The 20,946-nt window shown below is 52.6% G+C and carries 18 protein-coding genes; 17 read left to right on the forward strand and 1 reads right to left on the reverse strand.

Going from position 1 to position 20,946, the window contains the following annotated elements; genetic code table 11:
* Positions 1-21: 21 nt before the first annotated feature.
* Complete coding sequence (locus EU557_RS00025; RefSeq protein WP_135528383.1) at positions 22-213, reverse strand: hypothetical protein; 192 nt, start codon at positions 211-213, stop codon at positions 22-24.
* Positions 214-592: 379 nt separating this feature from the next.
* Between EU557_RS00025 and EU557_RS00030 the strand changes: the two genes are divergently transcribed.
* The 17 genes from EU557_RS00030 (at position 593) to EU557_RS00110 (ending at position 20,911) form a co-directional block, all read left to right on the forward strand.
* Entirely contained in the window at positions 593-1,399 is an 807-nt protein-coding gene (locus tag EU557_RS00030; RefSeq protein ID WP_135528384.1) for a polysaccharide biosynthesis/export family protein, read from the forward strand.
* A gap of 24 nt (positions 1,400-1,423) precedes the next feature.
* Complete coding sequence (locus EU557_RS00035; RefSeq protein WP_135528385.1) at positions 1,424-3,751, forward strand: GumC family protein; 2,328 nt, start codon at positions 1,424-1,426, stop codon at positions 3,749-3,751.
* A 231-nt stretch (positions 3,752-3,982) separates the two neighbouring features.
* Positions 3,983-5,323 (forward strand): UDP-glucose dehydrogenase family protein, encoded by a 1,341-nt coding sequence (locus EU557_RS00040; RefSeq protein WP_135528386.1) that lies wholly within the window; start codon positions 3,983-3,985, stop codon positions 5,321-5,323.
* A 66-nt stretch (positions 5,324-5,389) separates the two neighbouring features.
* The gene (locus EU557_RS00045) at positions 5,390-6,337 is read left to right on the forward strand and encodes a UDP-glucuronic acid decarboxylase family protein (RefSeq protein WP_135528387.1); all 948 of its coding nucleotides are present in this window, start codon (positions 5,390-5,392) and stop codon (positions 6,335-6,337) included.
* A 76-nt stretch (positions 6,338-6,413) separates the two neighbouring features.
* Positions 6,414-7,952, forward strand: coding sequence for a hypothetical protein (locus EU557_RS00050; protein ID WP_135528388.1), 1,539 nt, complete (start codon positions 6,414-6,416; stop codon positions 7,950-7,952).
* 32 nt (positions 7,953-7,984) lie between these two features.
* Positions 7,985-9,136 (forward strand): glycosyltransferase family 4 protein, encoded by a 1,152-nt coding sequence (locus tag EU557_RS00055; RefSeq protein ID WP_135528389.1) that lies wholly within the window; start codon positions 7,985-7,987, stop codon positions 9,134-9,136.
* 89 nt (positions 9,137-9,225) lie between these two features.
* The gene (locus EU557_RS00060) at positions 9,226-10,923 is read left to right on the forward strand and encodes a hypothetical protein (RefSeq protein ID WP_135528390.1); all 1,698 of its coding nucleotides are present in this window, start codon (positions 9,226-9,228) and stop codon (positions 10,921-10,923) included.
* A gap of 14 nt (positions 10,924-10,937) precedes the next feature.
* Positions 10,938-12,014 (forward strand): CgeB family protein, encoded by a 1,077-nt coding sequence (locus EU557_RS00065; protein WP_245326124.1) that lies wholly within the window; start codon positions 10,938-10,940, stop codon positions 12,012-12,014.
* 252 nt (positions 12,015-12,266) lie between these two features.
* Positions 12,267-13,361 (forward strand): glycosyltransferase family 4 protein, encoded by a 1,095-nt coding sequence (locus EU557_RS00070; protein ID WP_245326125.1) that lies wholly within the window; start codon positions 12,267-12,269, stop codon positions 13,359-13,361.
* Positions 13,351-14,013, forward strand: coding sequence for an acyltransferase (locus EU557_RS00075; RefSeq protein WP_135528392.1), 663 nt, complete (start codon positions 13,351-13,353; stop codon positions 14,011-14,013). Before EU557_RS00070 ends, EU557_RS00075 begins: the two co-directional genes overlap by 11 nt.
* Before the next feature lie 127 nt (positions 14,014-14,140).
* Positions 14,141-15,082, forward strand: a complete 942-nt coding sequence (locus EU557_RS00080; protein ID WP_135528393.1) for a glycosyltransferase family 2 protein — start codon at positions 14,141-14,143, stop codon at positions 15,080-15,082.
* A 6-nt stretch (positions 15,083-15,088) separates the two neighbouring features.
* Entirely contained in the window at positions 15,089-16,042 is a 954-nt protein-coding gene (locus EU557_RS00085) for a glycosyltransferase family 2 protein (RefSeq protein ID WP_135528394.1), read from the forward strand.
* 177 nt (positions 16,043-16,219) lie between these two features.
* Positions 16,220-17,356, forward strand: a complete 1,137-nt coding sequence (locus tag EU557_RS00090) for an acyltransferase family protein (RefSeq protein ID WP_135528395.1) — start codon at positions 16,220-16,222, stop codon at positions 17,354-17,356.
* A 103-nt stretch (positions 17,357-17,459) separates the two neighbouring features.
* Entirely contained in the window at positions 17,460-18,713 is a 1,254-nt protein-coding gene (locus EU557_RS00095; RefSeq protein ID WP_135528396.1) for a glycosyltransferase, read from the forward strand.
* A gap of 145 nt (positions 18,714-18,858) precedes the next feature.
* Positions 18,859-19,428 carry an LbetaH domain-containing protein gene (locus EU557_RS00100; RefSeq protein ID WP_245326126.1) on the forward strand — a complete coding sequence of 190 codons (570 nt, stop codon included), beginning with the start codon at positions 18,859-18,861 and terminating at the stop codon, positions 19,426-19,428.
* Positions 19,429-19,608: 180 nt separating this feature from the next.
* Positions 19,609-20,439 carry a glycosyltransferase family 2 protein gene (locus EU557_RS00105; protein ID WP_245326127.1) on the forward strand — a complete coding sequence of 277 codons (831 nt, stop codon included), beginning with the start codon at positions 19,609-19,611 and terminating at the stop codon, positions 20,437-20,439.
* 163 nt (positions 20,440-20,602) lie between these two features.
* Positions 20,603-20,911 (forward strand): hypothetical protein, encoded by a 309-nt coding sequence (locus EU557_RS00110; RefSeq protein WP_245326128.1) that lies wholly within the window; start codon positions 20,603-20,605, stop codon positions 20,909-20,911.
* Positions 20,912-20,946: the final 35 nt, after the last annotated feature.

Here is a 20,946-nt window from a genome sequence, read left to right on the forward strand (position 1 = left end):
ATAAATTACAGCAACGCTTATCTATCGATTATTGTATTGACTTTCTAACGCTTTAATATCAGATAATATGCCTTCCAATTTAGCAACAATTTCTTCCGCCGACTTGCCGTAAGCAGTATGCTTATTTGTCCAAGCAAGAAATTGCTTAACCTCTTCTCTGGCAAACTTCACCATTGTAGAAGCATTTTCTAAAAACTCATCTTCGGGTTCCATATGCTAACCTACGCAGCTTGTGTCTGATTTGATTTAACACAAAAGTAAAATTCTAGCACAGATAACGAATCCTTCATTATCAATACAACAGTTACACCAATTTCAATACACTGCTAACCAGCTTAATACAAACCCAAAGACATTACCACGGGAGTACATTTCTCCCTCCTACGTGGTCGGATACCCCGCTTCCTGAGCTCCTTAAGTTACCGACCTCGAATACTCGCAGTAAGGCTTCTCGCCAATCTGTACTGCCCCAAGTAAAAGCCACGCTCTATTCTAATTCCCACTTTTTATTTCTAAACCAAACAGGATTTCTGTGGCTGATGCCTACCCACAAGTGATAGGCGCCAGTTTATAAAACATAATATTCTCCCGCATGAGTAGCCCTACAACGAGACTGATTTTGTTTTTGCTTATCGTGGTGTCGTCAACTGCATGCCGACCTACTCGAAACCTTGTTTATTTCAGTGACTTAAAGAATAATGACAATTATAAAGTAGATGTATCTGCAAACTCTGAATTACGATTCCAGCCGAATGATTTATTAAGCATCCAGCTCATTAGCCTCAGCCAAGAGTCTAATGCCTTATTTAATAGAGGAGCTGTTCAGGCATCGGGTAATAGAACTACAGCAGGCCTGAGCCTGAATGACGAGAGCACGGAAATTAATGGTTACTTACTTGACAAGAATGGACAAGTAGATTTCCCGGTTTTAGGCAAAGTGAAATTAGCGGGGCTAACCAAAGAAGAGGCCACGCAAAAAATGACGGCCGAAATCAAAAGGTTTGTAAAAGATCCAATTGTAAATATCAGGCTCCTCAACTTTAAAATAACGGTAATTGGCGAGGTAAATAAGCCTTCTACCTTCGTTGTACCCACCGAAAAAATAAATATTCTGGAAGCTCTTGGACTTGCTGGAGACATGACCGCTTATGGAAAGCGAGAAAATGTTTTACTAGTGAGAGAAAGAGAAGGAGTGCGTAGCACTACTCGATTAAATCTAAATAATAAGGAAATTTTAAATTCTCCGTTTTTTTATCTGCAGCAAAATGATGTAGTATATGTAGAGCCGGATAAGATGAAGCAAATCCAGGCCACTACAGATACAAGAACTTACACGGTGGCGGCATTAGCAGTTTCGGTTTTAGTAGCTCTGATATTCAATTTTCAGAATATCTTTTAATACGCCGCCTTTAATTCTTCTATTATGAGTACAGAGCCATTTCACTCGGAAGAGTTTGAGCCCACCAATTATCGGCACACAATAGCCAAGTATGTGCGCCACTGGTATTTGTTTGTGGCGGGCGTGGTGTTGGCGTTGGGGGCGGCAGTGCTCTACCTACGCTTTACTACTCCCCAGTACAACATTAGCAGCTTGCTACTGATAAAGGACAAACGCAGTGAGGCCGAAGTCAACCCCAGCGAGAAGTTTAGCGACTACAGCCGACTGAATGCCGCTAAAAACATCGACAATGAAATCGTGCTGCTCAAGTCGGTAAGCCTGATGCACCGGGTGCTATCGGAGTTATCGCTTCAGGCCAGCTATTCCACCAAGAACGGTATCCGCAACGAGGAGCTTTACCAAAATCAGGTACCCTTTCGGCTTATTATCAGCCAGCTGGATTCCACTGCTTTTGGCAAATCGGTTACCGTTTACATCAAAAACAATAACAGCTTTGAGCTGGAGGACGAGAAGGGCCGGACTACGCATCAGTTTGGCCAGATACTACGCAAGCCCTACGGCGTGTTTACGATAGTCTCGCCTCCCTCCACGACTAAGGGCCTCCGGCAGCCCATCACAATTACCTTTCAGAACCTACGCACGCTGGCTAACCAGTACGCGAAGAGCTTGCGGGTAGCGCCCGTGAATAAGCAAGCTAGTGTCCTCAATTTGAGCTTAACCGATGCTGTGCCTGCCAAAGGCAAAGACATTATCAACAAGCTTGTTGAAGTGTATAACAATGAGGCCGTGGAAGATAAAAACGCAACGGCTGCAAACACCATCAACTTCATTGATGAGCGCTTGAAAAGTCTCAGCACAGAACTCTCCGATGTGGAGAAGGCTGATGAAGAGTTTAAGCGCAAAAACAAGGTAGCTGATGTGAGTTCTCAGGTTACCCAATCATTGCAGGAAGCGGGTGAGTACAGCAAGCAAATCTCTTCCTATGGCATTCAGATTGACGTTCTGGAGTCTATTGAAAAGTATGTAACCAACACGGATAATCAGCAGCAGTTGATCCCGGGCACTCTCAATGTAGAGGACGCTACCCTCGTAGGCCTCATTGGCCAATACAATGACTTGCAGCTAGACCGCGACCGGGTACTGCGCACAACGGAGGGTAGCCATCCGATGGTGCAGAACATGAATGAGCAGCTGGCTAACCTACGGCTCAACATTCAGGAGAACATCCGAAACGTTAAGAACAACTTGGCCATTACTCGCCGAAACCTGTTGGCGAAGTCTGGTCAGTTCGGGTCCAGAATACAGCAGGTGCCCACTATAGAGCGAGGCTTGCTGGAGATAAACCGTCAGGTAGATCTTAAGCGTGCCCTGTACCTGTACCTGCTGCAAAAGCGCGAAGAAGCTGCTTTGTCGCTGGCTGCTACGGTATCTAATTCCCGCATTGTAGACCGGGCCATTGCAGATGATTATCCTATCAGCCCTAACAAGACTACGGTATTGCTGGTGGGGCTTCTGCTGGGGCTGGGCGTGCCGTTTGCCTTCGTGTATGTGAAGGAACTGATGAACGACAAAGTGCAGCTTCTGCAGGATGTGCAATGGGCCACGAACGCACCCGTTTTGGGTGAGTTAATCCACGACCGGACGAACAAGGCGATTGTAGTTGCCAACCAAACGCCAATTGCCGAGATGTTCCGCCTGATTAGGATCAATCTGCAGTTTGCGGCTCCAGAGCATACCAACCGAGTGCTGCTGGTCACGTCGAGCATGAGCGGGGAGGGAAAAACCTTCTTTAGCTTGAACCTCGGGGCCAGCCTGGTCTTAACCGGGAAGAAAGTAGTGGTGGTTGGGCTGGATCTGCGCAAACCCAATGCCCTGCTCCAAGGCGAGTTAACCGATAGCCCAGGCATTACCGACTACCTGGTTTCCAACAGCATATCAGTCGACGACATTGTAAAGCCATCGGCCTCGCTCCCCGGTTTGTTCACCGTAGACTCCGGCCCCACGCCTCCCAATCCGTCGGAGCTGATGCTAAGCTCCAAAGTAGACAAGCTGATTGATGTCCTGAAGGAGAGTTTCGATTACGTAATCATCGACTCCGCCCCCGTAGGCCAGGTTGCCGATGCTTTTAGCTTAGCTCCCTACATCGATTCGACGATTTACCTGGTGCGCTACAACTTCACGCACAAGGCTCAACTGGAGATAATTAACCGAGTTCAGGCGGATCACAAGTTAAAGCAGGTGATGCTGGTTGTAAATGACGCCAAGAAAACCAACCTGCGAGATTACGGCTACGGCAATGGCTACGGGTATTACAAACCCGACCCTAAAAAGAAGCGACAGAACCTGGTATAACCGCTCGCGTGCTACTTCCCACCCGTTGCTGCCCATAGCAAGGTAAGTGGCCTACTAGGCCTGGTACCCCAGGCACCCGATCTATCCTATCCTACCTCCCACCCTGGCCTCCCCTGGCACCCCCATTGCCAGGATTGGAAGCGGAATGTCCGACCCATGCCTGTACAGGCAGGACACTTTACGATGTAACCATCTGGGAATTAATAGCTACCACTTTAAACGCACACGAAGATGAAAATTGCAGTAGTAGGTACAGGGTATGTAGGCCTCGTGACGGGCACCTGTTTTGCAGAAGTAGGTATTGAGGTTACCTGCATTGATATTGACCAGCAGAAAATCAACAACCTCAACCGTGGCATCCTGCCCATTTATGAGCCCGGCCTAGAGGAGATTGTTTCGCGCAACGTGTCGGCCGGGCGCCTGCACTTCTCCACTAATCTAGCCGAGAGCATTCAGGAGGCTGATGTTGCCTTCATTGCGGTAGGCACCCCTCCCGGCGACGATGGCTCGGCAGACCTGAAATATGTGCTGGCCGTAGCGCGGGCCATCGGCGAGAATCTGAACGACTACTGCGTGGTAGTCACTAAGAGCACGGTGCCGGTGGGCACCGCCGCCAAGGTTCGGCGCGAGATTGAGAGTGCTCTCGACTTGCGCGGTGCCGATATAGAGTTTGATGTGGCCTCCAACCCGGAGTTCCTGAAAGAAGGTGCTGCCATCGACGACTTCCTGAAGCCCGACCGCATCGTGATTGGGGTTGCTTCGGAGCGGGCGCAGGAAGTCATGAACAAGCTGTACAAGCCTTTCCTGCTGAACGGGCACCCCATCATTTTCATGGACATTCCATCGGCCGAGATGACGAAGTACGCTGCCAACTCGATGCTGGCAACCAAGATTTCGTTCATGAACGACATTGCCAATCTGTGCGAGATTATGGGGGCCGACGTGAACATGGTGCGCAAAGGCATTGGCTCAGATGCCCGCATTGGCACCAAATTCATTTACCCCGGTATCGGCTACGGCGGCTCATGCTTTCCCAAGGATGTGAAGGCGCTGATTAAAACGGCCTCTGAGAACGGCTACGAGATGCAGGTGCTCAAGGCGGTGGAAAGCGTGAATGAAGCGCAGAAATCGGTGCTTTTCAATAAAGTCACTGAGCACTTTGGGGGCGAGTTGCAGGGCAAGAAGTTCGCTATCTGGGGTCTTTCCTTTAAGCCCAAAACCGACGACATGCGCGAGGCGCCCTCGCTGGTGATCATCGACAAGCTGCTCGAGCAGGGCGCCATTGTGACGGGTTATGATCCGGTGGCCATGCCCGAAGCCAAACATACGCTGGGCAACCGCATCACCTACGCCAAAGACCCCTTTGAGGCTCTGATTGATGCCGATGCCCTGCTGGTAGTAACGGAATGGCCCGAGTTCCGCTCCCCCAACTTCGGGGTGATATCGCGCCTGATGAAGGACAAAGTAGTCTTCGATGGCCGCAACATCTACGAGCCGCAGGAAATGCAGGACGCCGGCTTTGTCTACTACTGCATTGGTATTCGCACGGAGTACAAAGAGCTGGCCTTCTAACTCGAGTTGGGTTGCTGCCCGCCGCCTCGTCGGGGCGGGCACATCCTACCACTAGCCACTACGACTATGTCAGACAAAAAACGCATCCTTATCACCGGCGGCGCCGGCTTCCTGGGCTCCCACCTCTGCGACCGGTTTCTGGCCGAGGGGTACCAGGTCATTGCCATGGATAACCTGATTACGGGTAGCATGGAGAACATTGAGCATCTGCTCGATAACGAAGATTTCGAGTTTATCGAGCATGACGTGTCTACCTACGTGTCGCTGCCTGGCAAGCTGGACTATATCCTGCACTTTGCTTCGCCCGCCTCACCCATCGATTACCTGAAAATTCCCATCCAAACCCTGAAGGTGGGCTCTTTGGGCACTCATAATCTGCTGGGACTGGCCAAAACCAAAAATGCCCGCATCCTGATTGCCAGCACTTCAGAAGTGTACGGCGACCCGGAGGTGCACCCGCAGGTAGAGGAATACTTTGGCAACGTAAACCCCGTAGGCCCCCGCGGCTGCTACGACGAGGCCAAGCGTTTCCAGGAGGCTATTACAATGGCCTACCACACCCACCACGGACTGGAAACGCGCATCATCCGCATTTTCAACACCTATGGCCCCCGCATGCGTCTTGATGATGGGCGCGTACTTCCGGCATTTTTATCCCAGGCGCTGCGGGGTGAAAACCTCACCGTATTCGGGGATGGTTCCCAAACCCGCTCGTTCTGCTACGTCGACGATCTGGTGGAGGGCATCTACCGCTTACTGCTGTCAGATTATCCGCTGCCAGTGAACATTGGCAACCCCACCGAAATCACCATCAAGGAGTTTGGGGAAGAAATTGCCAACCTCACGGGGGTCGAGTTTAAGCCGTCTTACCATCCGCTGCCCCAAAACGACCCCATGAAGCGCAAGCCCGACATCACCAAAGCCCGGGAAATTCTGGGCTGGGAGCCGAAGGTAGACCGCGCCGAAGGGCTACGGCGCACGCTGGAGTATTTCAAAGAAAGCGTGCTGCAGTAAGCGTCAGCTGCTTCCACCTCCTTGGCACCGGTAGCAGCCGCTATCGGTGATTTTTCCACAAGCACAATGGCTACTTATGTCAACAGCCTCACGGTTGATTTCCGGAAGTGCGGCGTCTTGGGTGCAGATCGGCGTTACGGTTATATCCCAAATGGCGTTGGTACCCCTCTACCTTTCGCACTGGAGCGTCGTCACTTTCGGGGTTTGGATTGCGATTCAAACGCTGGGCAGCGTCATCTCCATTCTGGATTTGGGGCACCAAGAGTTTCTGGCCTATGAGTTTTTGCGCATTGGCACTACCCGGCGGCCGGCCTTAAGCAGGCACTTGTGGTCGGGCATCAGCATTGGCATATTGCTGAGCCTGGTACAGCTGCTCATTATCACGGGGCTGCTGGTGACGGGGGCTCTGCCCTACTTTTTGGGTAAGACGGATGTTGCTAACCCCGCCTTGATCCGCGACGCGGGCATTGTGCTGCTACTGCAGGGCATTACGTGGCTTATTTGCACGAGTATGTCGGGCCTGTTCTTCCGGGCATTGGCACCATTCGGCTACTACCCGCGCATGGCCTGGTGGGGACTGGCCTACTCCGTTGCTTGCTCGGTAGCGCCGGTTGCAGCAGTACTGCTCGGGGCAGGCCTGCTCATCACCGGAATTGTAACGGCAGTAACTGGCCTAGTCATTGCGCTTCCGCTCTACCTAGACCTGTTCCGCTTGTTGCGCCAAGAGCAGGTTCGGTTTGTACGTCCCTCGCTGCGGCTAGGCGTTAAAAACTTCGTTCGCTCACTGGCCATTACTGGTCGCGTGCTGCTGGAAAATGCCCGTCAGCAGGGTGTGCGCTTACTGCTAGCCCCACTGGCAGGAGCCGCAGGCCTGGCGGCCTTCTCCACTATGCGCACCGGCGCCAATGTGGCCTTGCAGGGACTCAATACCGTGGTCAACCCGATGATGCCCGAGCTAATGCGGTTTCTGCACCAGCGCGACCAGGCACGCAGCGAGGTAGCCTTTGGCACCATCTGGTTTGTGCTGGTGGCCGTGATGGCGCCAGCTACAGTGGTATTTCAAGCCGTAGTTGAGCCCCTTTATGCCCTCTGGACGCGAGGAAAAGTACCGTTCGACCCCATACTGTTTGCGACACTCTCCTTAACCGTGTTGGTGTATGCCGTGGTACAGCCGGCCATGGCTGTGGTGCGGGGCAACAACCTGCTCAGGCCACAATTACTGCTTTCGGCAGCCGCCGCGGCAGTAGTGGTGGGCGGCATCGTGGCCCTGGTTCCTCTAACTGGCATTTTGGGAGGTGGCCTAGCGCTGCTAGCCGCCGAAGTAGTGGCCACTATTGGCTACCGAGTAGTGGCCGGACAGTGGCTGCGCGCCAATGGCCTGCACTGGCCCGCACGTCCCTTCCAGATTGCGCTGGCCTCGGTGTGGATGGCGGCCTTGGCCATGGGGGCCATGATAATGCTGCCTCAGCTTAAGTGGCTGATCCTGCTCACTTCCTTGGTGCTGTTGCTGGGCAACGCCTGGCGCTACTGGCAGGTTCTGCCCACCCTGGCTACTGAGCATACCATTCGGATGGTGAGTGCCCTTCCCCTGGTTAAAAAGCTTTTCCCGGCCTAACTGGCATCTGCCTTCTTGCTCCTATGTACCCCATGGCCGTCACGCAAATCTCCATCGGACGCTTTCATCACTTTCATCTGGCTCGGCAGCTAGAGCAGCACGGGCTGCTTGACTGCATCTGGACCGGATACCCACGCATGAAGCTCCGTGATGAAGCTGGTATTCCACAGGCCAAAATCAGGACCTTCCCCTGGCTGCATTCGCCTTTTATGGCGCGGGGCCGCTTTGGGCTGGGTGGGTCACCCTGGCTTGACCGGGAGTGGTCGTGGTGGGCTCACGAAACGCTGGACCGTTACGTGGCGCTGCGCCTCCGAAACCCAACTACGCTCATGGCCCTGTCAGGCAGTGGCCTACACGCTGGCGCAGCTGCGCAGCGCAGCGGTGGGTACCATGTATGCGACCGAGGCTCTTCCCACATCCGCTTTCAAGACCAGATTCTGCGCGCCGAACACGCCCGGTGGGGCCTACCCTATCACGGCATCGATCCGCGAATTATGGCCAAAGAAGAGGCTGAGTACGAGCAGGCTGACCGCATCACGGTTCCCTCGGAGTTTGTTCGGCGGTCATTCTTGGAAATGGGAGTGCCAGCCGAAAAAATAGTAAAAGTGGCCTACGGGGCCCGTTTAGAACGTTTTCACAAAGTAGCCGACCCACCCCAAGACCGGTTCCGGGTGCTGTGGGTGGGGGCCGTAAGCATCCGGAAGGGGTTTCTGGACCTGCACCAAGCCTTCCAGGCGCTTCGGCACCCACGCAAGGAAATGGTGGTAGTCGGCTACGTTGAGCCAGAAGTTGAGCTCCTCCTCGCTTCGCGCGGAACGGAAGGCATCATCTTCCGCGGGCTAGTTCCCAACCAGGAGTTGCCCGAGCTCTACAGCAGTGCCCACGTGTTTGTGCTCCCGAGCATAGAAGAAGGCCTTGCAATGGTGCAGGGGGAAGCCTTGGCTTGCGGATGCCCGGTTATTGCAACCACCAACACGGGCAGCGAAGACCTATTTACTGATGGGGTCGAAGGCTTCGTGGTTCCTATTCACTCACCCGACCACATTCGTGAACGGCTTCAGCAGCTAGCTGATGACCATTCCCTCCAGCTGCGCATGTCAGAAGCCGCTATGCAACGAGTAAAGGCCATGCGGGGCTGGGACTCTTACGGCCAAGCCCTGGCCACCCTATTTAACGGCCTTTGATACCAACCCCCAGCTGCACTATTGTGCACCTGCTGAAAACGGACAACTCTGTGGCCTCGCTAGAGCGCAGTTCACACTCACCACACGCTATGAAACAACCGGCACTTTCAGCGCACGCTACCATTCCCCGGGTGGTTTCCGGAGCAAAACGGGATTTCCTGTCCCAGTTTGTGTTCTGGTCGTGGGTGGTTATTGGGCTGGCAGCGGTTCTGCAGGGGGTATTTTTTGGCACCGCAGCTAACCTTGTGGGCGTGGGAGCAGTGCTGTTGGCCTGGGCCGCCGTTACCCTAACGGCGCTAAGCCCCGGCAGCCTTCAAAGGTTTCCGCTTTCCTCTTACCTGATAGTGGGCTTTACGGCTACGCAGTTCGTATTTCCTCTCTTGTTCACGCTGCTGGAGGGGAAAGAGCTGGTGTACAATTTAAAGCTCCCCTACACTGTCTTTTTGCACTCCCTGCTGGCCCTCGGGGTGCTCATCCTCACTCACGTACTGTATCGGTTCTTTTCCACCTCCCGCCGGGGCACGCGCACCAGCCGGCCGAGCCTGCTAGAGCGGCTCGGGCTATTCAAAGCGCCCACTGATCTGCAGATCTGGTTGATCGGCTTTATCGGACTGGGCGCCATGTTCTTTTCTTACTTCTACATGCCTTCACAGGGCCGTGAAACGACCGGAGCTCTAGAGAAGATCATTGAAGCGCTGGTCCCATTCACCTACGCGCCCTACTTTATTCCTTTTGGGCGCATGTACGGGCAAACCACTTTGCCCGCGCGCAACCTGATGCCACGGTTAGCCGGGTTTACTGTGCTGCTCTTTGTGTTGAGCCTGGGCACTAACAGCCGCGGAGCCTTTATGCTGGGCTTCACTTCGGTGGGTTTCACCTTTGCCCTAGGCCTCTTGCTGGGCATGATCAAAACCCGCCTCTTTACCTTCAAAAACCTCGCAATAGCCTTGTTTGTAGCCTGGTTCCTAACGGGCCCCTTGTCCGACATTGGGACTGCCATGGTGATGGTGCGCAACATGCGGTCAGACACCCCACGCTCCGAGCTCATTGGGCTCACGTGGCAGGCGTTTCAAGACAAGCAGGCTATTCACGATTTCAAGACCAGCAATGAGGTTTCAAGCGCCTGGGAAGCCTGGGATGAGACCTACTTAGACAACATCTTCCTGGCCCGCTTTTGCAATATCAAGTTCAACGATATCAACCTGCTACTGGGCGCCGAAATTGGCGATAATGATCCGGATGTGCGCCAGTACAGCATCGACCGTTTCCTGACTACGTTGCCCAAGCCAGTGTTGGACCTGCTGGCGCTTGATGTAGACAAGGATGCCGTGAATGCCATTGCCTACGGCGACTTTCTGTACTACAAGGTTACGGGCAGTGATGAGGTATTTGGCGCCCGCCTAACGGGGCATTTTGCGGGTACTGGCCTAGCGGCATTCGGCTGGTGGTATCTAGCTATTCTGGGCGCTGCCATGATTCCGGTGTACATCCTCTTCGACACCCTCTTTACGCGCCGCACGGTGCTGGCAAGCCCGTCGGGCGCCCGCTCCCACTCCAACTTGGTCTTCAGCTTCTGCGGTCTGCTGAGTCTGACCATGGTCTTTCAGTTCCTGCCTACTGAAAGCGTCACTGGCACAGCCAACTTCCTGTTGCGCGGCTGGATACAGCAAGTGCTCTTGTACCTGATGCTCTACTACCTCACCCGGCGGCTAAGCACGCTGGTATCACTGCTTACCTCCTCAGGCCCCCTGAGACGGCAACCGCTGGTTAGCCGCTACGAGCATTAATCCCCTTTGCTTCTATGGAAACAAGACTCCCTCCCATGGCTACTATTTTGTACTTCGGCGACCAAAGTCCCAAGTCAACTTCCGCCCAACGAGCCGAGGCCCTGAAGCGTCTAGGCCACTCCGTCACGATTCACAATCCCTTTGATACCATTGCGGATTTGGTGGGCCCTATGGGAAGCTACCGCTGGTTTGCGGCCTTCCACTACCGCACGGGCTACCGCTTTATGCAAACCAAAGTGGCCCAGTGGCTCCGCAACATCCTGAAAAACACCCCCGCACCCGATTTAATCTGGGTTGACAGCGGGGAGCTATTTGGGGTGGGCTGCCTGAAAGTACTGAAGAGCGCGGGCTGCCCAGTCATACTATACAATGTAGATGACCCAACGGGGCACCGCGATGGTCGGCGATTTGAGTCGATGCTGCCGGCCCTTTCCCTCTACGACCTAGTAGTGGTAGTGCGGCGCGAAACGGAAGCTGAATGCGTAGAGTTGGGCGCCAAGCAGGTACTGCGGGTGCTGCGGAGCTACGACGAAATTGCGCACCAGCCTTTTCCTCAAGAGTCGCACATCCCGGCCCAGTATAAGTCCGACGTGGTGTTCATTGGCACGTGGATGCCCAATGAGAAGCGCGACGAGTTTATGCTTGAGCTCCTGAAGCAGGGAGTGCCGCTCACTATTTGGGGCAGCCGCTGGGAAAAGTCTCCGCACTGGAAAGCACTTCAGGGTGCTTACCGAGGCAATGCCTTGGGCGGCCGAGATTACGTGGCGGCTATTCAGGGAGCTAAAATATGCCTGGGGCTGCTCTCCAAAGGCAACCGCGACCTGCACACCCAACGCTCCTTGGAAGTACCCTACGCGGGCGGCCTATTGTGCGCCGAGCGCACGCCTGAGCATCAGCAAATTTACCAAGAAGGGCGGGAAGCCGTTTTCTGGTCCGATGCCGCCGAGTGTGCTCGGGTCTGCAATGAGTTGCTGCAGAATGAACCACTGCGGGAAAGCATTCGGCAGGCTGGAGCCCAGAAGGTACGGGCGCTGAGGGTTGGCCACGAGGATCTTGGGCGGTCTGTTCTCAGTGAGTTCAACATTCGCTGAAGTTCGACTGCACTGCTTGCTTTCACATGCAGTGCCGCTCCTGCAGCCCAGGCCTGCAACCCAAGATGTAATCACTTCACAATTAATCAGTTGACACCTTACCCCTCCTGGTTGAATTGGTAAGCTTGTGAAGTGCAGCCGCAAAGCCCAAGTGTTTTTTCATGTATTTTGTTGGAATAATTAAACATGAGGCTTATTTTGATCGGAAATTATCCACCTGATGGTCAGGAGAGTATGGAGCGGTTTGCTCTGATGCTCCATTCCGGCTATCAGAAGGCGGGCTTCACCTCCGAAATATGGCGTCCCTCGGTTCTGTTTGGTAGCAGGCAGCAGGCGGCCACCTCTGGCCTAGGCAAGTGGTTGGCGTATTTCGACAAATGGCTGGTCTTTCCGCTAATCCTACGCTGGCGCTTGCTTGACAAGTCACTGAGCACCGAAGGGGTGCGCTTTCATGTGTGTGATCATTCTAATGCTCCATATCTAAAGCATTTGCCGGAGGAGCGCACCGGCATTACCTGTCACGATGTATTGGCTATTCGCGGAGCTTTTGGCTACGCCGATGCGTACTGCCCCGCTTCTGGCCTAGGCAAGGTGCTGCAGAAGTGGATCTTACACCACCTGAGCCGCGCCAAATTACTGGCTACCGTTTCTCAACTTACCCTCCATCAGTTGCGCGAACTAACGGCACATACGGTCCCACTCTCCCAAGATTGGCGGGTTATTCACAACGCATTTAATGCGGAGTTTGCACCCCTGCCCTCTAGCCAGGCAGCGGAGCTATTGAGCCAGGCCGGGCTGCCGCCGGGCCGACCCTTTATCCTTCACGTTGGGTCGGGCCAGGCTCGTAAAAACCGCGCCCTGCTTTTACGCATGGTCCAGGCGCTAGGGCCGCGCTGGCAAGGAGACATTTGCTTTGCCGGCGAGGCCTTAGAACCTGACTTACAGCAACTGGCCGATTCATTTGGCCTGCAGGCTCGGGTAGTATCCGTGGTAAAACCCGCGCACACCACCTTACTAGCCCTGTACACCGCCTGCGAGGCCTTCATTTTTCCTTCGTTTTCAGAGGGCTTTGGGTGGCCCGTTATTGAAGCCCAAGCGTGCGGTGCGCCTGTTATTGCCAGTCATATTGAGCCCATGCCCGAGGTAAGCGGAGGCGCCGCCCTGCACGCCGACCCCACCAAACCCGAGGAATTTGCTGAAGCATTGCTCCTCCTGCAAGACCCTGCTACCCGAGCTGACACTATTGAGCGCGGCTTTGCCAATGCCCGCCGCTTCGAGCCTCAGCAAATGACTCATAATTATCTGGAGCTCTTTAAAGTCAGGAAAGACCTTAGCTATGCTTCTTAAAGCATTGACATGCATCCTGCCCTGGAGCGTGAGGCGCCTTGCCCTTCAACGGTGGTTTGGCTTCACCATTCATCCAACGGCCCACATTGGCCTCGCCTGGATTTTCCCTCATAAGCTCACCATGGGTGCAGGCGCTAGTATTGATCATTTCACCGTAGCCATTAACCTCGATGCCATTACCATGGGCGAGAATGCTACCATTGGCCGTGGTAACTGGATCACAGGCTTTCCAACCCAAACTCAATCACCGCATTTTCAGCACCAACCGGGCCGCCGGGCCGAGCTCATTGTGGGAGAATCGGCTGCCATCACCAAAAACCATCATTTAGACTGCACCAACCTAATTGAGATTGGGCGCTTTTCGACCATTGCTGGTTACGATTCGCAGTTTTTAACGCACTCCATTAATGTATTCGACAACCGCCAGGGCAGCGAACCTATCCGCATTGGCGCTTACACCTTTGTCGGAACAAACGTGGTTGTGCTTGGGGGCGCTATTCTTCCTTCTTACTCTGTTTTGGGAGCTAAATCTCTCCTCAACAAATCACATGTGGAGGAGTGGAAGCTCTACGCTGGCGTGCCGGCCAAATCAGTCAGCGAGATATCACCCGACGCAAAATATTTCACCCGGGCCGAAGGGTTCGTCTACTAACGAATAGCCAAGAACAGCCTCTAGGCCTGTCATCAGCTCTACGCTTTCGCATTTCTCAGTCTCCAATACCTCGCTCGGCATTTTTGCCAGCCTTTGTCTATCACGCATCCTTTAACACTACATCGCCATGGCCCCCACGGTATCAGTGATCTTGCCCGTTTATAACCAGGAGCCGTACCTGGCGGAAACCATCGAGAGCGTGCTGGCCCAGTCGTTCACCGACTTCGAGCTGCTCATCCTCGACGATGGCTCCAAGGATGGCTCGGCCGACATCATCCGCCGCTACGCCGCCCGCGACCCGCGCATTCGCGCCTTCTTCGGGCCCAACGCCGGCCGCTGCGAAGCCACCAATAAGCTTCTGGCCCAAGCCGTTGGAACTTGGTGTGCCCTACTCGATGCCGATGACGTGATGCTGCCCGAGCGCTTAGCCCGCCAGGTTGCCTTTCACGAAGAGAACCCGGAGGTAGATGCCACTAGTTGCCACTGCTATTACATTAACCACAAGGGAGATACGCTAGGCACGCAACGGTATCCCTTCGTCAAAAACGTGGCCGAATGCCGGAAGGCTGCCGCCACCGGTGAGTTCATCCAATGCGCCATGACGGGTCTCATGGTTTCGCGCGAGGTATTGGAACAGACTGGCGGGCTTCGCTCTAAATTCTGGCCCTGTGATGACTTCGAGCTATTCAATAGACTGATAGCAGAGGGCTATGTGCTCGTCATTATGCAGGAGGCGCTCATGAAGTATCGCATTCATGAATCAGCCATCACGGTGCGGAATCCCTTCCACACCTTCGACATGATTGGCTACACCATGCATTGCCTCACGGCTCGTCGGGCACAGGAGCCGGAGATAACTTTTGAGGAGTTTATGGCCATCAGGCAAGCTGAGCCCTGGCTGACCCGATTCAACCGGAAAAGATTCAACTACTCGCAGATCTTCTTCCGCAATGCGGGCTTTTCCATGATGTCCAAGAACTACTTGAACTTCTTGTGGCAAGCCAGTACCGCTACTGCCCTGTCTCCGGGCTACATGCTGTTGAAAGTACGCAATCTTGCTAGAGCTTAAGTCGCCATGGCCCCCACGGTATCAGTGATCTTGCCCGTTTATAACCAGGAGCCGTACCTGGCGGAAACCATCGAGAGCGTGCTGGCCCAGTCGTTCACCGACTTCGAGCTGCTCATCCTCGACGATGGCTCCAAGGATGGCTCGGCCGACATCATCCGCCGCTACGCCGCCCGCGACCCGCGCATTCGCGCCTTCTTCGGGCCCAATGCCGGCAAATGCGAAGCCACTAATAAGCTCGTAGCGCAGGCGCAGGCGCATTGGTGTGCATTCTTAGACGCGGATGACGTGATGCTGCCCGAGCGCTTAGCCCGGCAACTGGCTTTCCATCAGGAAAACCCTGCAGTCGCAGCTTCCAGCTGCCATTGCACCTATATCGACTCCACTGGCAACTACCTGGGCGTACAGCGCTATCTAGGCCTACGTACCGTGGAGGAATGCCAGCAGGCACTGGCTAACAATGAGTTCGTGAAGTGTGCCTTCACGGGCTTTTTGACGTTCAAGCAAGCTTTCATAGAGGCTGGAGGCCTACGCAATGAGTCGTGGCCGTGCGACGATTTCGATTTTTTCAATCGCTTGATCGAGAAAGGCCACCCGCTGGTAATCATACAGGAAATCCTGATGAACTACCGAGTGCATCCCTCCTCCATTACGGCCACCAAGCCCATGCACATGTTTGACATCATGGACTACGCCGCGCACTGCGCCAGCTTGCGCCGATCTCACAAGCCGGAAATTACCTACGCAGAATTTATGGCCCTGCGCAACCAAGAGCCTTGGTGGAAAAAGCTAGACAGAAAACGCTATGGTTATTCAATTATTTATCATCGAGAGGCAAGCTTCGCCATGAAGACTAAAAAATATTTCAGCTTCTCGTGGCTAGTATTAACAGCTTCAATTTTATCACCAAAGTTCGTGCTAGCAACAATATTTAATAGAATAACCAAGCCCGTACAGGCCTAGTAGCACTATATCATATTGGTAGCCCTTGAATAAATAAATACGCCATAAACTACCAATACACTTTATTTGGCACAGCACTAAGCAATGAATCTAGTTTCACTAAATATCGACTTCTGATTTATATAGTCTACCAAATAACACTACTAACATGTTCTGCATTTTTCACTGTCGCTCCCGATGATTAACAGATCAAACTTTATCCATCTCACCCGATGGTTTTCTGCTCTCTTAGTTGTGGTGAGTCATGTCCGCTCTTTCGTTTTTAAAGATTTCAAAGATGTGGCGCACTCTCAAGGGGCCTTGATTAAAGCATTTTATTTTATAACTGGGTTTGGGCACCAGGCAGTAATGGCCTTCTTTGTTTTGAGTGGCTATCTTATTGGTTCGTCGCTCTTAAAGCAATACCAAAACAACCAGTTTCGCTTCCCGGCTTACCTCATATCCAGAGTTAGCCGCATCTACATTGTACTGGTTGTTGCGCTACTGCTAACAGTTATTTTAGACCTAATAGGGCTTCGATTTGACACTCTAGGCATTTATCATAACCGCTTATCTATAACCACCCTCAACTTCTCAATTGACGATCGGCTGAGCATTGGGCATTTCTTCTCCTCCTTGTTCATGCTGCAGAATATTATTCTGCCACCGCTGGGAAGTAACGGCCCCCTCTGGAGCCTTAATTATGAGTTCTGGTATTATGTTTTATTCCCTTGTCTGTTTATCCCTTTATTATCAACCACTAAAAGCCTAACCTACAAGAGCTCAGCCTTATACCTTGTTTTTGCTGCTCTGCTGCTAATTTGGTTACCCGGTACCATTCTCGCTAGTTTTCTTATCTGGCTACTAGGCCTGCTCCCGCTTATACTTTCTATTAACCTAAAGCCCTTGAAATATATAACTGCGCTGAGCTTAATTATTTTTTTAGGGGCCACTAGGCTTAAATTAACATTTTCCACTGACTATCTCAACGACTTCATAATTGCTTTGTTATTTTCACTTTTACTTTGCTGTTTTCAAGATTCAAAGAAACAAGGTAAATTATATAACATTAATCAATTTTTAGCTGCATTCTCCTATACTCTTTACCTGATTCATTTTCCCATTGCCTTGTGCATGCTAGTAATAACTAATTATTTTTTCAAAGTGAGCTTATTAATGGAGCCATCTTTTCCAGCTTTCGTCATTTTCTTTATAGCACTATTTATAATATACTTGATTTCCTATGGCATTGCCTGCATCACAGAATTCAAAACTCATCGATTTAAGCAATTTCTAGATCAGCTATTTCTTAGGCCCGTTTCATCCGCTCTATAATTCCTCAATAATTACCGATTTATTCAGTTAGTGCTATCCGTTTATTAGAGTGCAGTAAATCAATTTTGATCTCAGCTTTCTGCTGATCATACCCAATAGGAATATGAAGTACTTACATGTCATATCCCGCATGGATCCGGAGTTGGGAGGAGTAAGTCAGGCCGTGCGTACCATGGTTACAGGACTTACTGGCCTAGGAATTCAGAGCGAAGTGGTGAGCCTAGACGCGCCCGATGCAGCGTTTCTTAATTCCGCCCTCTTTCCAATTCATGCAGTAGGCCCGGCAACTGGCCCGTGGCAGTACAGCCTTCACCTCGCCCCGTGGCTCATGGCTAATCTGCAGCGCTTCGATGTTGTGCTGCTACATGGCTTATGGCTCTACCATGGGTACGCGGTACGCCAGGCGCTGAAGCGTTGTAAAACACAGTTTCCTGATTCCCCAACTCCCCAACTGTTCGTGATGCCTCATGGCATGCTCGACCCCTATTTCCAACGCGCTGAAGGGCGCCAGCTCAAGGCAGCTCGCAACTGGGCTTATTGGAAGCTGATTGAATCGCAGCTGATACAAGAGGCCGCCGGAGTTATGTTTACCTGCGAGGCCGAGCGGGACCTAGCAGCACAGTCTTTCCGCCCCTACCGGCCTCGTCGAGAACTGGTTGTTGGGTTAGGCGTTGAAGAGCCCCCCGCATATACAGCCGCCATGCGCAATGCCTTTCGGCGCGCGTGCCCGGAGTTGCAAGACCAACCGTATCTTCTGTTTCTCAGCCGTATACACGAAAAGAAAGGCGTTGATCTACTCGTGCAGGCGTATGCGGAGCTAACCAGCAAGGCGGTACACGCCCGGGAGTTTGCGGGCAGCCTTGCCGGAGCAGATGCTGACTATACAGGCACTATTGCTGCCAGCTACCCTCACCTCGTAATTGCAGGGCCTGGCCTAGACACTCCTTACGGCCAGAGCATTCAGCAAACTGCGCAGGCCCTAAACAGGCGCCAGCCCACAGTGTCATTCACCGGTATGCTCACGGGAGATGCTAAGTGGGGTGCCTTTTATGGATGTGAGGCCTTTGTTTTGCCAAGCCACCAAGAAAACTTCGGCATTGCCGTGGTGGAGGCCATGGCCTGTGGCAAACCCGTGCTCATTTCCAATCAGGTCAACATCTGGCAGGAAATTGAAGCCGCAGGTGGAGGACTTGTGGAGGAAGACACCCGAGCAGGCACCAGGTCACTGCTTCAGCAATGGGGCGCACTCTCAGGTCATGAAAAAATGGCTTTTGGTGAACAAGCTCGAGTGGCCTACAGCCAAGAATTTGCGGTGGCAGCAGCAGCAAGCAAACTGGTAAATGCCGTCACAGCTTAAGCTGCATGCTTTGATTTGATCATCAGTTAATTACCCTATATACCCTGCAATTATGCTTCATTATGTCCTGGAATAAATTGGATAAACCATAATTCACTTGCACTGAGCAACGTTTATTTGTAATTTTTTCATTGCATTTTTTTTATTGAAAATTTATTTCTGTAAAATGGCTGTCAATTCCAACACCCACACCGGACCGTCCTTTTCTCGGCGCAACCGGCTAGGACGTTTGTTGTGGGGAGTGTTCTCGGCGGTGTTGTTTCAATACTCTCCAAGGCCACTACACGCATGGCGTTCGTTCTTACTCAGATGCTTCGGTGCACAAGTTGGCCATGGGGTACACGTGTATCCGGGCGTCAAGATTTGGGCACCGTGGAATCTCGATCTGGCCGATGAGTGTGGCATCGCAAGCGGCGCCATTCTCTATTCACAAGGCAAAATTACCATAGGAAAAAGAGCTGTTGTATCACAAGGAGCCCATTTAGTGGCTGGCACACATGACTATAATAAGCCGGGTTTTCCGCTGGTTACCAGCCCAATAAACATTGGGGATCATGCTTGGGTGGCCGCAGAAGCCTTCGTTCACCCAGGTATTACCATTGGAGAAGGCTGCGTGATTGGAGCCAGATCGGTGGTGACCAAGGACATGCCCGACTGGACGGTATGCGCAGGCCACCCCTGTCGCCCTATCAAGGACCGACCTGCTCTCTCATAAGTTACGCTTCGGCTTTACGCCCCGCCCGCTCTCCCTGCGCCTATCCCCGCCCTCATTCCGCTCCCTACTTCTATCCCCCACCCGATAGTCTCACCCTCAAGAAAACAGTCGGTTACCTACCGATGACAGTCTCCTAAAGAGAATAAGATCTTGAAGTTCATGATGGCTCAACCACTTGATTTGACTATCGCTATTCCAGTCCGGAACGAAGAAAAGAATCTTCCTGGCTGCTTGGCGGCTATTGGGAAGGACTTTGCCCGCAGCATTGTCATTATCGACTCAGGCAGCACGGACCAAACCCAGGAAATTGCCCGGCGTTTTGGCGCCGATGTGCTGGATTTCGAATGGAATGGTCAATTTCCGAAGAAGCGCAACTGGTTTTTGCGCAACCACACCCCCCCAACCAAATGGGTGTTTTTTCTGGATGCTGACGAGTATTTAACCGATGAATTTAAAGCGGAGCTGCGAGAAACCCTGACGAGCCCAGCCCAAGATAAAGTAGGGTATTGGCTTAGCTACACCATCTACTTTATGGGCAAGCAGCTAAAAGGCGGCTACCCGCTACGCAAGCTGGCTTTGTTTCAGGTGGGCACCGGAGAATACGAGCAGATTGATGAGAAGCAATGGAGTAAGCTTGACATGGAAGTCCATGAGCATCCGGTGCTTCAGGGAAAAATTGGGGTACTCAACCACAAAATTGACCACCAAGACTTTCGTGGCTTATCTCATTATGTAACCAAGCATAATGAATATGCCGGCTGGGAAGCCGCGCGCTTTCTGAAGTCATCCCACGATGGGGCAGTTTCTACCCGCTGGACGTGGAAGCAACAGCTCAAATACCGCCTCATGCGCAGCGTCTTTATTGGGCCTGCTTACTTCTGCGGAAGCTTTTTCCTGCTCGGCGGCTTCCGGGATGGGGCGCGCGGACTGGCGTTTGCCATTCTCAAGATGTCCTACTTCACTCAGGTATACTGTAAGATCAAAGAAAACTTAAGTTACCAAGAAGCTTAACCCGCCAGCATTTCCCTGAAATATTTTTCACCAGCCTTCAGCTAGGGCATGAACGGGTATATCAACAATGCGACTTGGGATACTACTTATACTATTCATTGGCACCCTCCTGGTCTTTTACTTAAGCTGGCTACCACTGCCCAAACTGAGCCTCCTCTGGTTTATGCCGAGTTGGTTGGGGCAGTGGGCAGATGCGGATAGCAACGACCGGATTCGTACCGGAATCCCTTTTGTTTTCCTGGGTTTGGTGGTGGGTGCCTGGCTCTCGGCTGAGGGCTACCTGTGGTACTGGTGGGGTATGGCCCTGCTGGCACTGAGTGCGGTGGTAGTAATTGCTGAATTAGGCCAGCTTTTTCTACCGCAACGCTTTTTTGATTGGGGCGACATTCTGTGGGGAATTGTGGGAGGAGCTTCTGGCCTAGCGGCAGCAGCTGTGATTGGAGGATATCACAGAAAACTCAAAGCGAAATAAACACACCTGCTGCAACTAGTTCACCGGCATAATTC

Source organism: Hymenobacter wooponensis (assembly GCF_004745865.1).
Classification (GTDB): Bacteria; Bacteroidota; Bacteroidia; order Cytophagales; family Hymenobacteraceae; genus Hymenobacter; species Hymenobacter wooponensis.

Bases quoted from the DNA above. Each gene is read 5' to 3' on its own strand.
- EU557_RS00080 (WP_135528393.1), top strand. From the start codon at position 14,141: ATGGCCCCCACGGTATCAGTGATCTTGCCCGTTTATAACCAGGAGCCG.
- EU557_RS00085 (WP_135528394.1), top strand. From the start codon at position 15,089: ATGGCCCCCACGGTATCAGTGATCTTGCCCGTTTATAACCAGGAGCCG.
- EU557_RS00040 (WP_135528386.1), top strand. From the start codon at position 3,983: ATGAAAATTGCAGTAGTAGGTACAGGGTATGTAGGCCTCGTGACGGGC.
- EU557_RS00095 (WP_135528396.1), top strand. From the start codon at position 17,460: ATGAAGTACTTACATGTCATATCCCGCATGGATCCGGAGTTGGGAGGA.
- EU557_RS00045 (WP_135528387.1), top strand. From the start codon at position 5,390: ATGTCAGACAAAAAACGCATCCTTATCACCGGCGGCGCCGGCTTCCTG.
- EU557_RS00110 (WP_245326128.1), top strand. From the start codon at position 20,603: ATGCCGAGTTGGTTGGGGCAGTGGGCAGATGCGGATAGCAACGACCGG.
- EU557_RS00035 (WP_135528385.1), top strand. From the start codon at position 1,424: ATGAGTACAGAGCCATTTCACTCGGAAGAGTTTGAGCCCACCAATTAT.
- EU557_RS00075 (WP_135528392.1), top strand. From the start codon at position 13,351: ATGCTTCTTAAAGCATTGACATGCATCCTGCCCTGGAGCGTGAGGCGC.
- EU557_RS00060 (WP_135528390.1), top strand. From the start codon at position 9,226: ATGAAACAACCGGCACTTTCAGCGCACGCTACCATTCCCCGGGTGGTT.
- EU557_RS00025 (WP_135528383.1), bottom strand. From the start codon at position 213: ATGGAACCCGAAGATGAGTTTTTAGAAAATGCTTCTACAATGGTGAAG.
- EU557_RS00070 (WP_245326125.1), top strand. From the start codon at position 12,267: ATGCTCCATTCCGGCTATCAGAAGGCGGGCTTCACCTCCGAAATATGG.
- EU557_RS00090 (WP_135528395.1), top strand. From the start codon at position 16,220: ATGATTAACAGATCAAACTTTATCCATCTCACCCGATGGTTTTCTGCT.
- EU557_RS00030 (WP_135528384.1), top strand. From the start codon at position 593: ATGAGTAGCCCTACAACGAGACTGATTTTGTTTTTGCTTATCGTGGTG.
- EU557_RS00065 (WP_245326124.1), top strand. From the start codon at position 10,938: ATGGAAACAAGACTCCCTCCCATGGCTACTATTTTGTACTTCGGCGAC.
- EU557_RS00055 (WP_135528389.1), top strand. From the start codon at position 7,985: ATGGCCGTCACGCAAATCTCCATCGGACGCTTTCATCACTTTCATCTG.
- EU557_RS00050 (WP_135528388.1), top strand. From the start codon at position 6,414: ATGTCAACAGCCTCACGGTTGATTTCCGGAAGTGCGGCGTCTTGGGTG.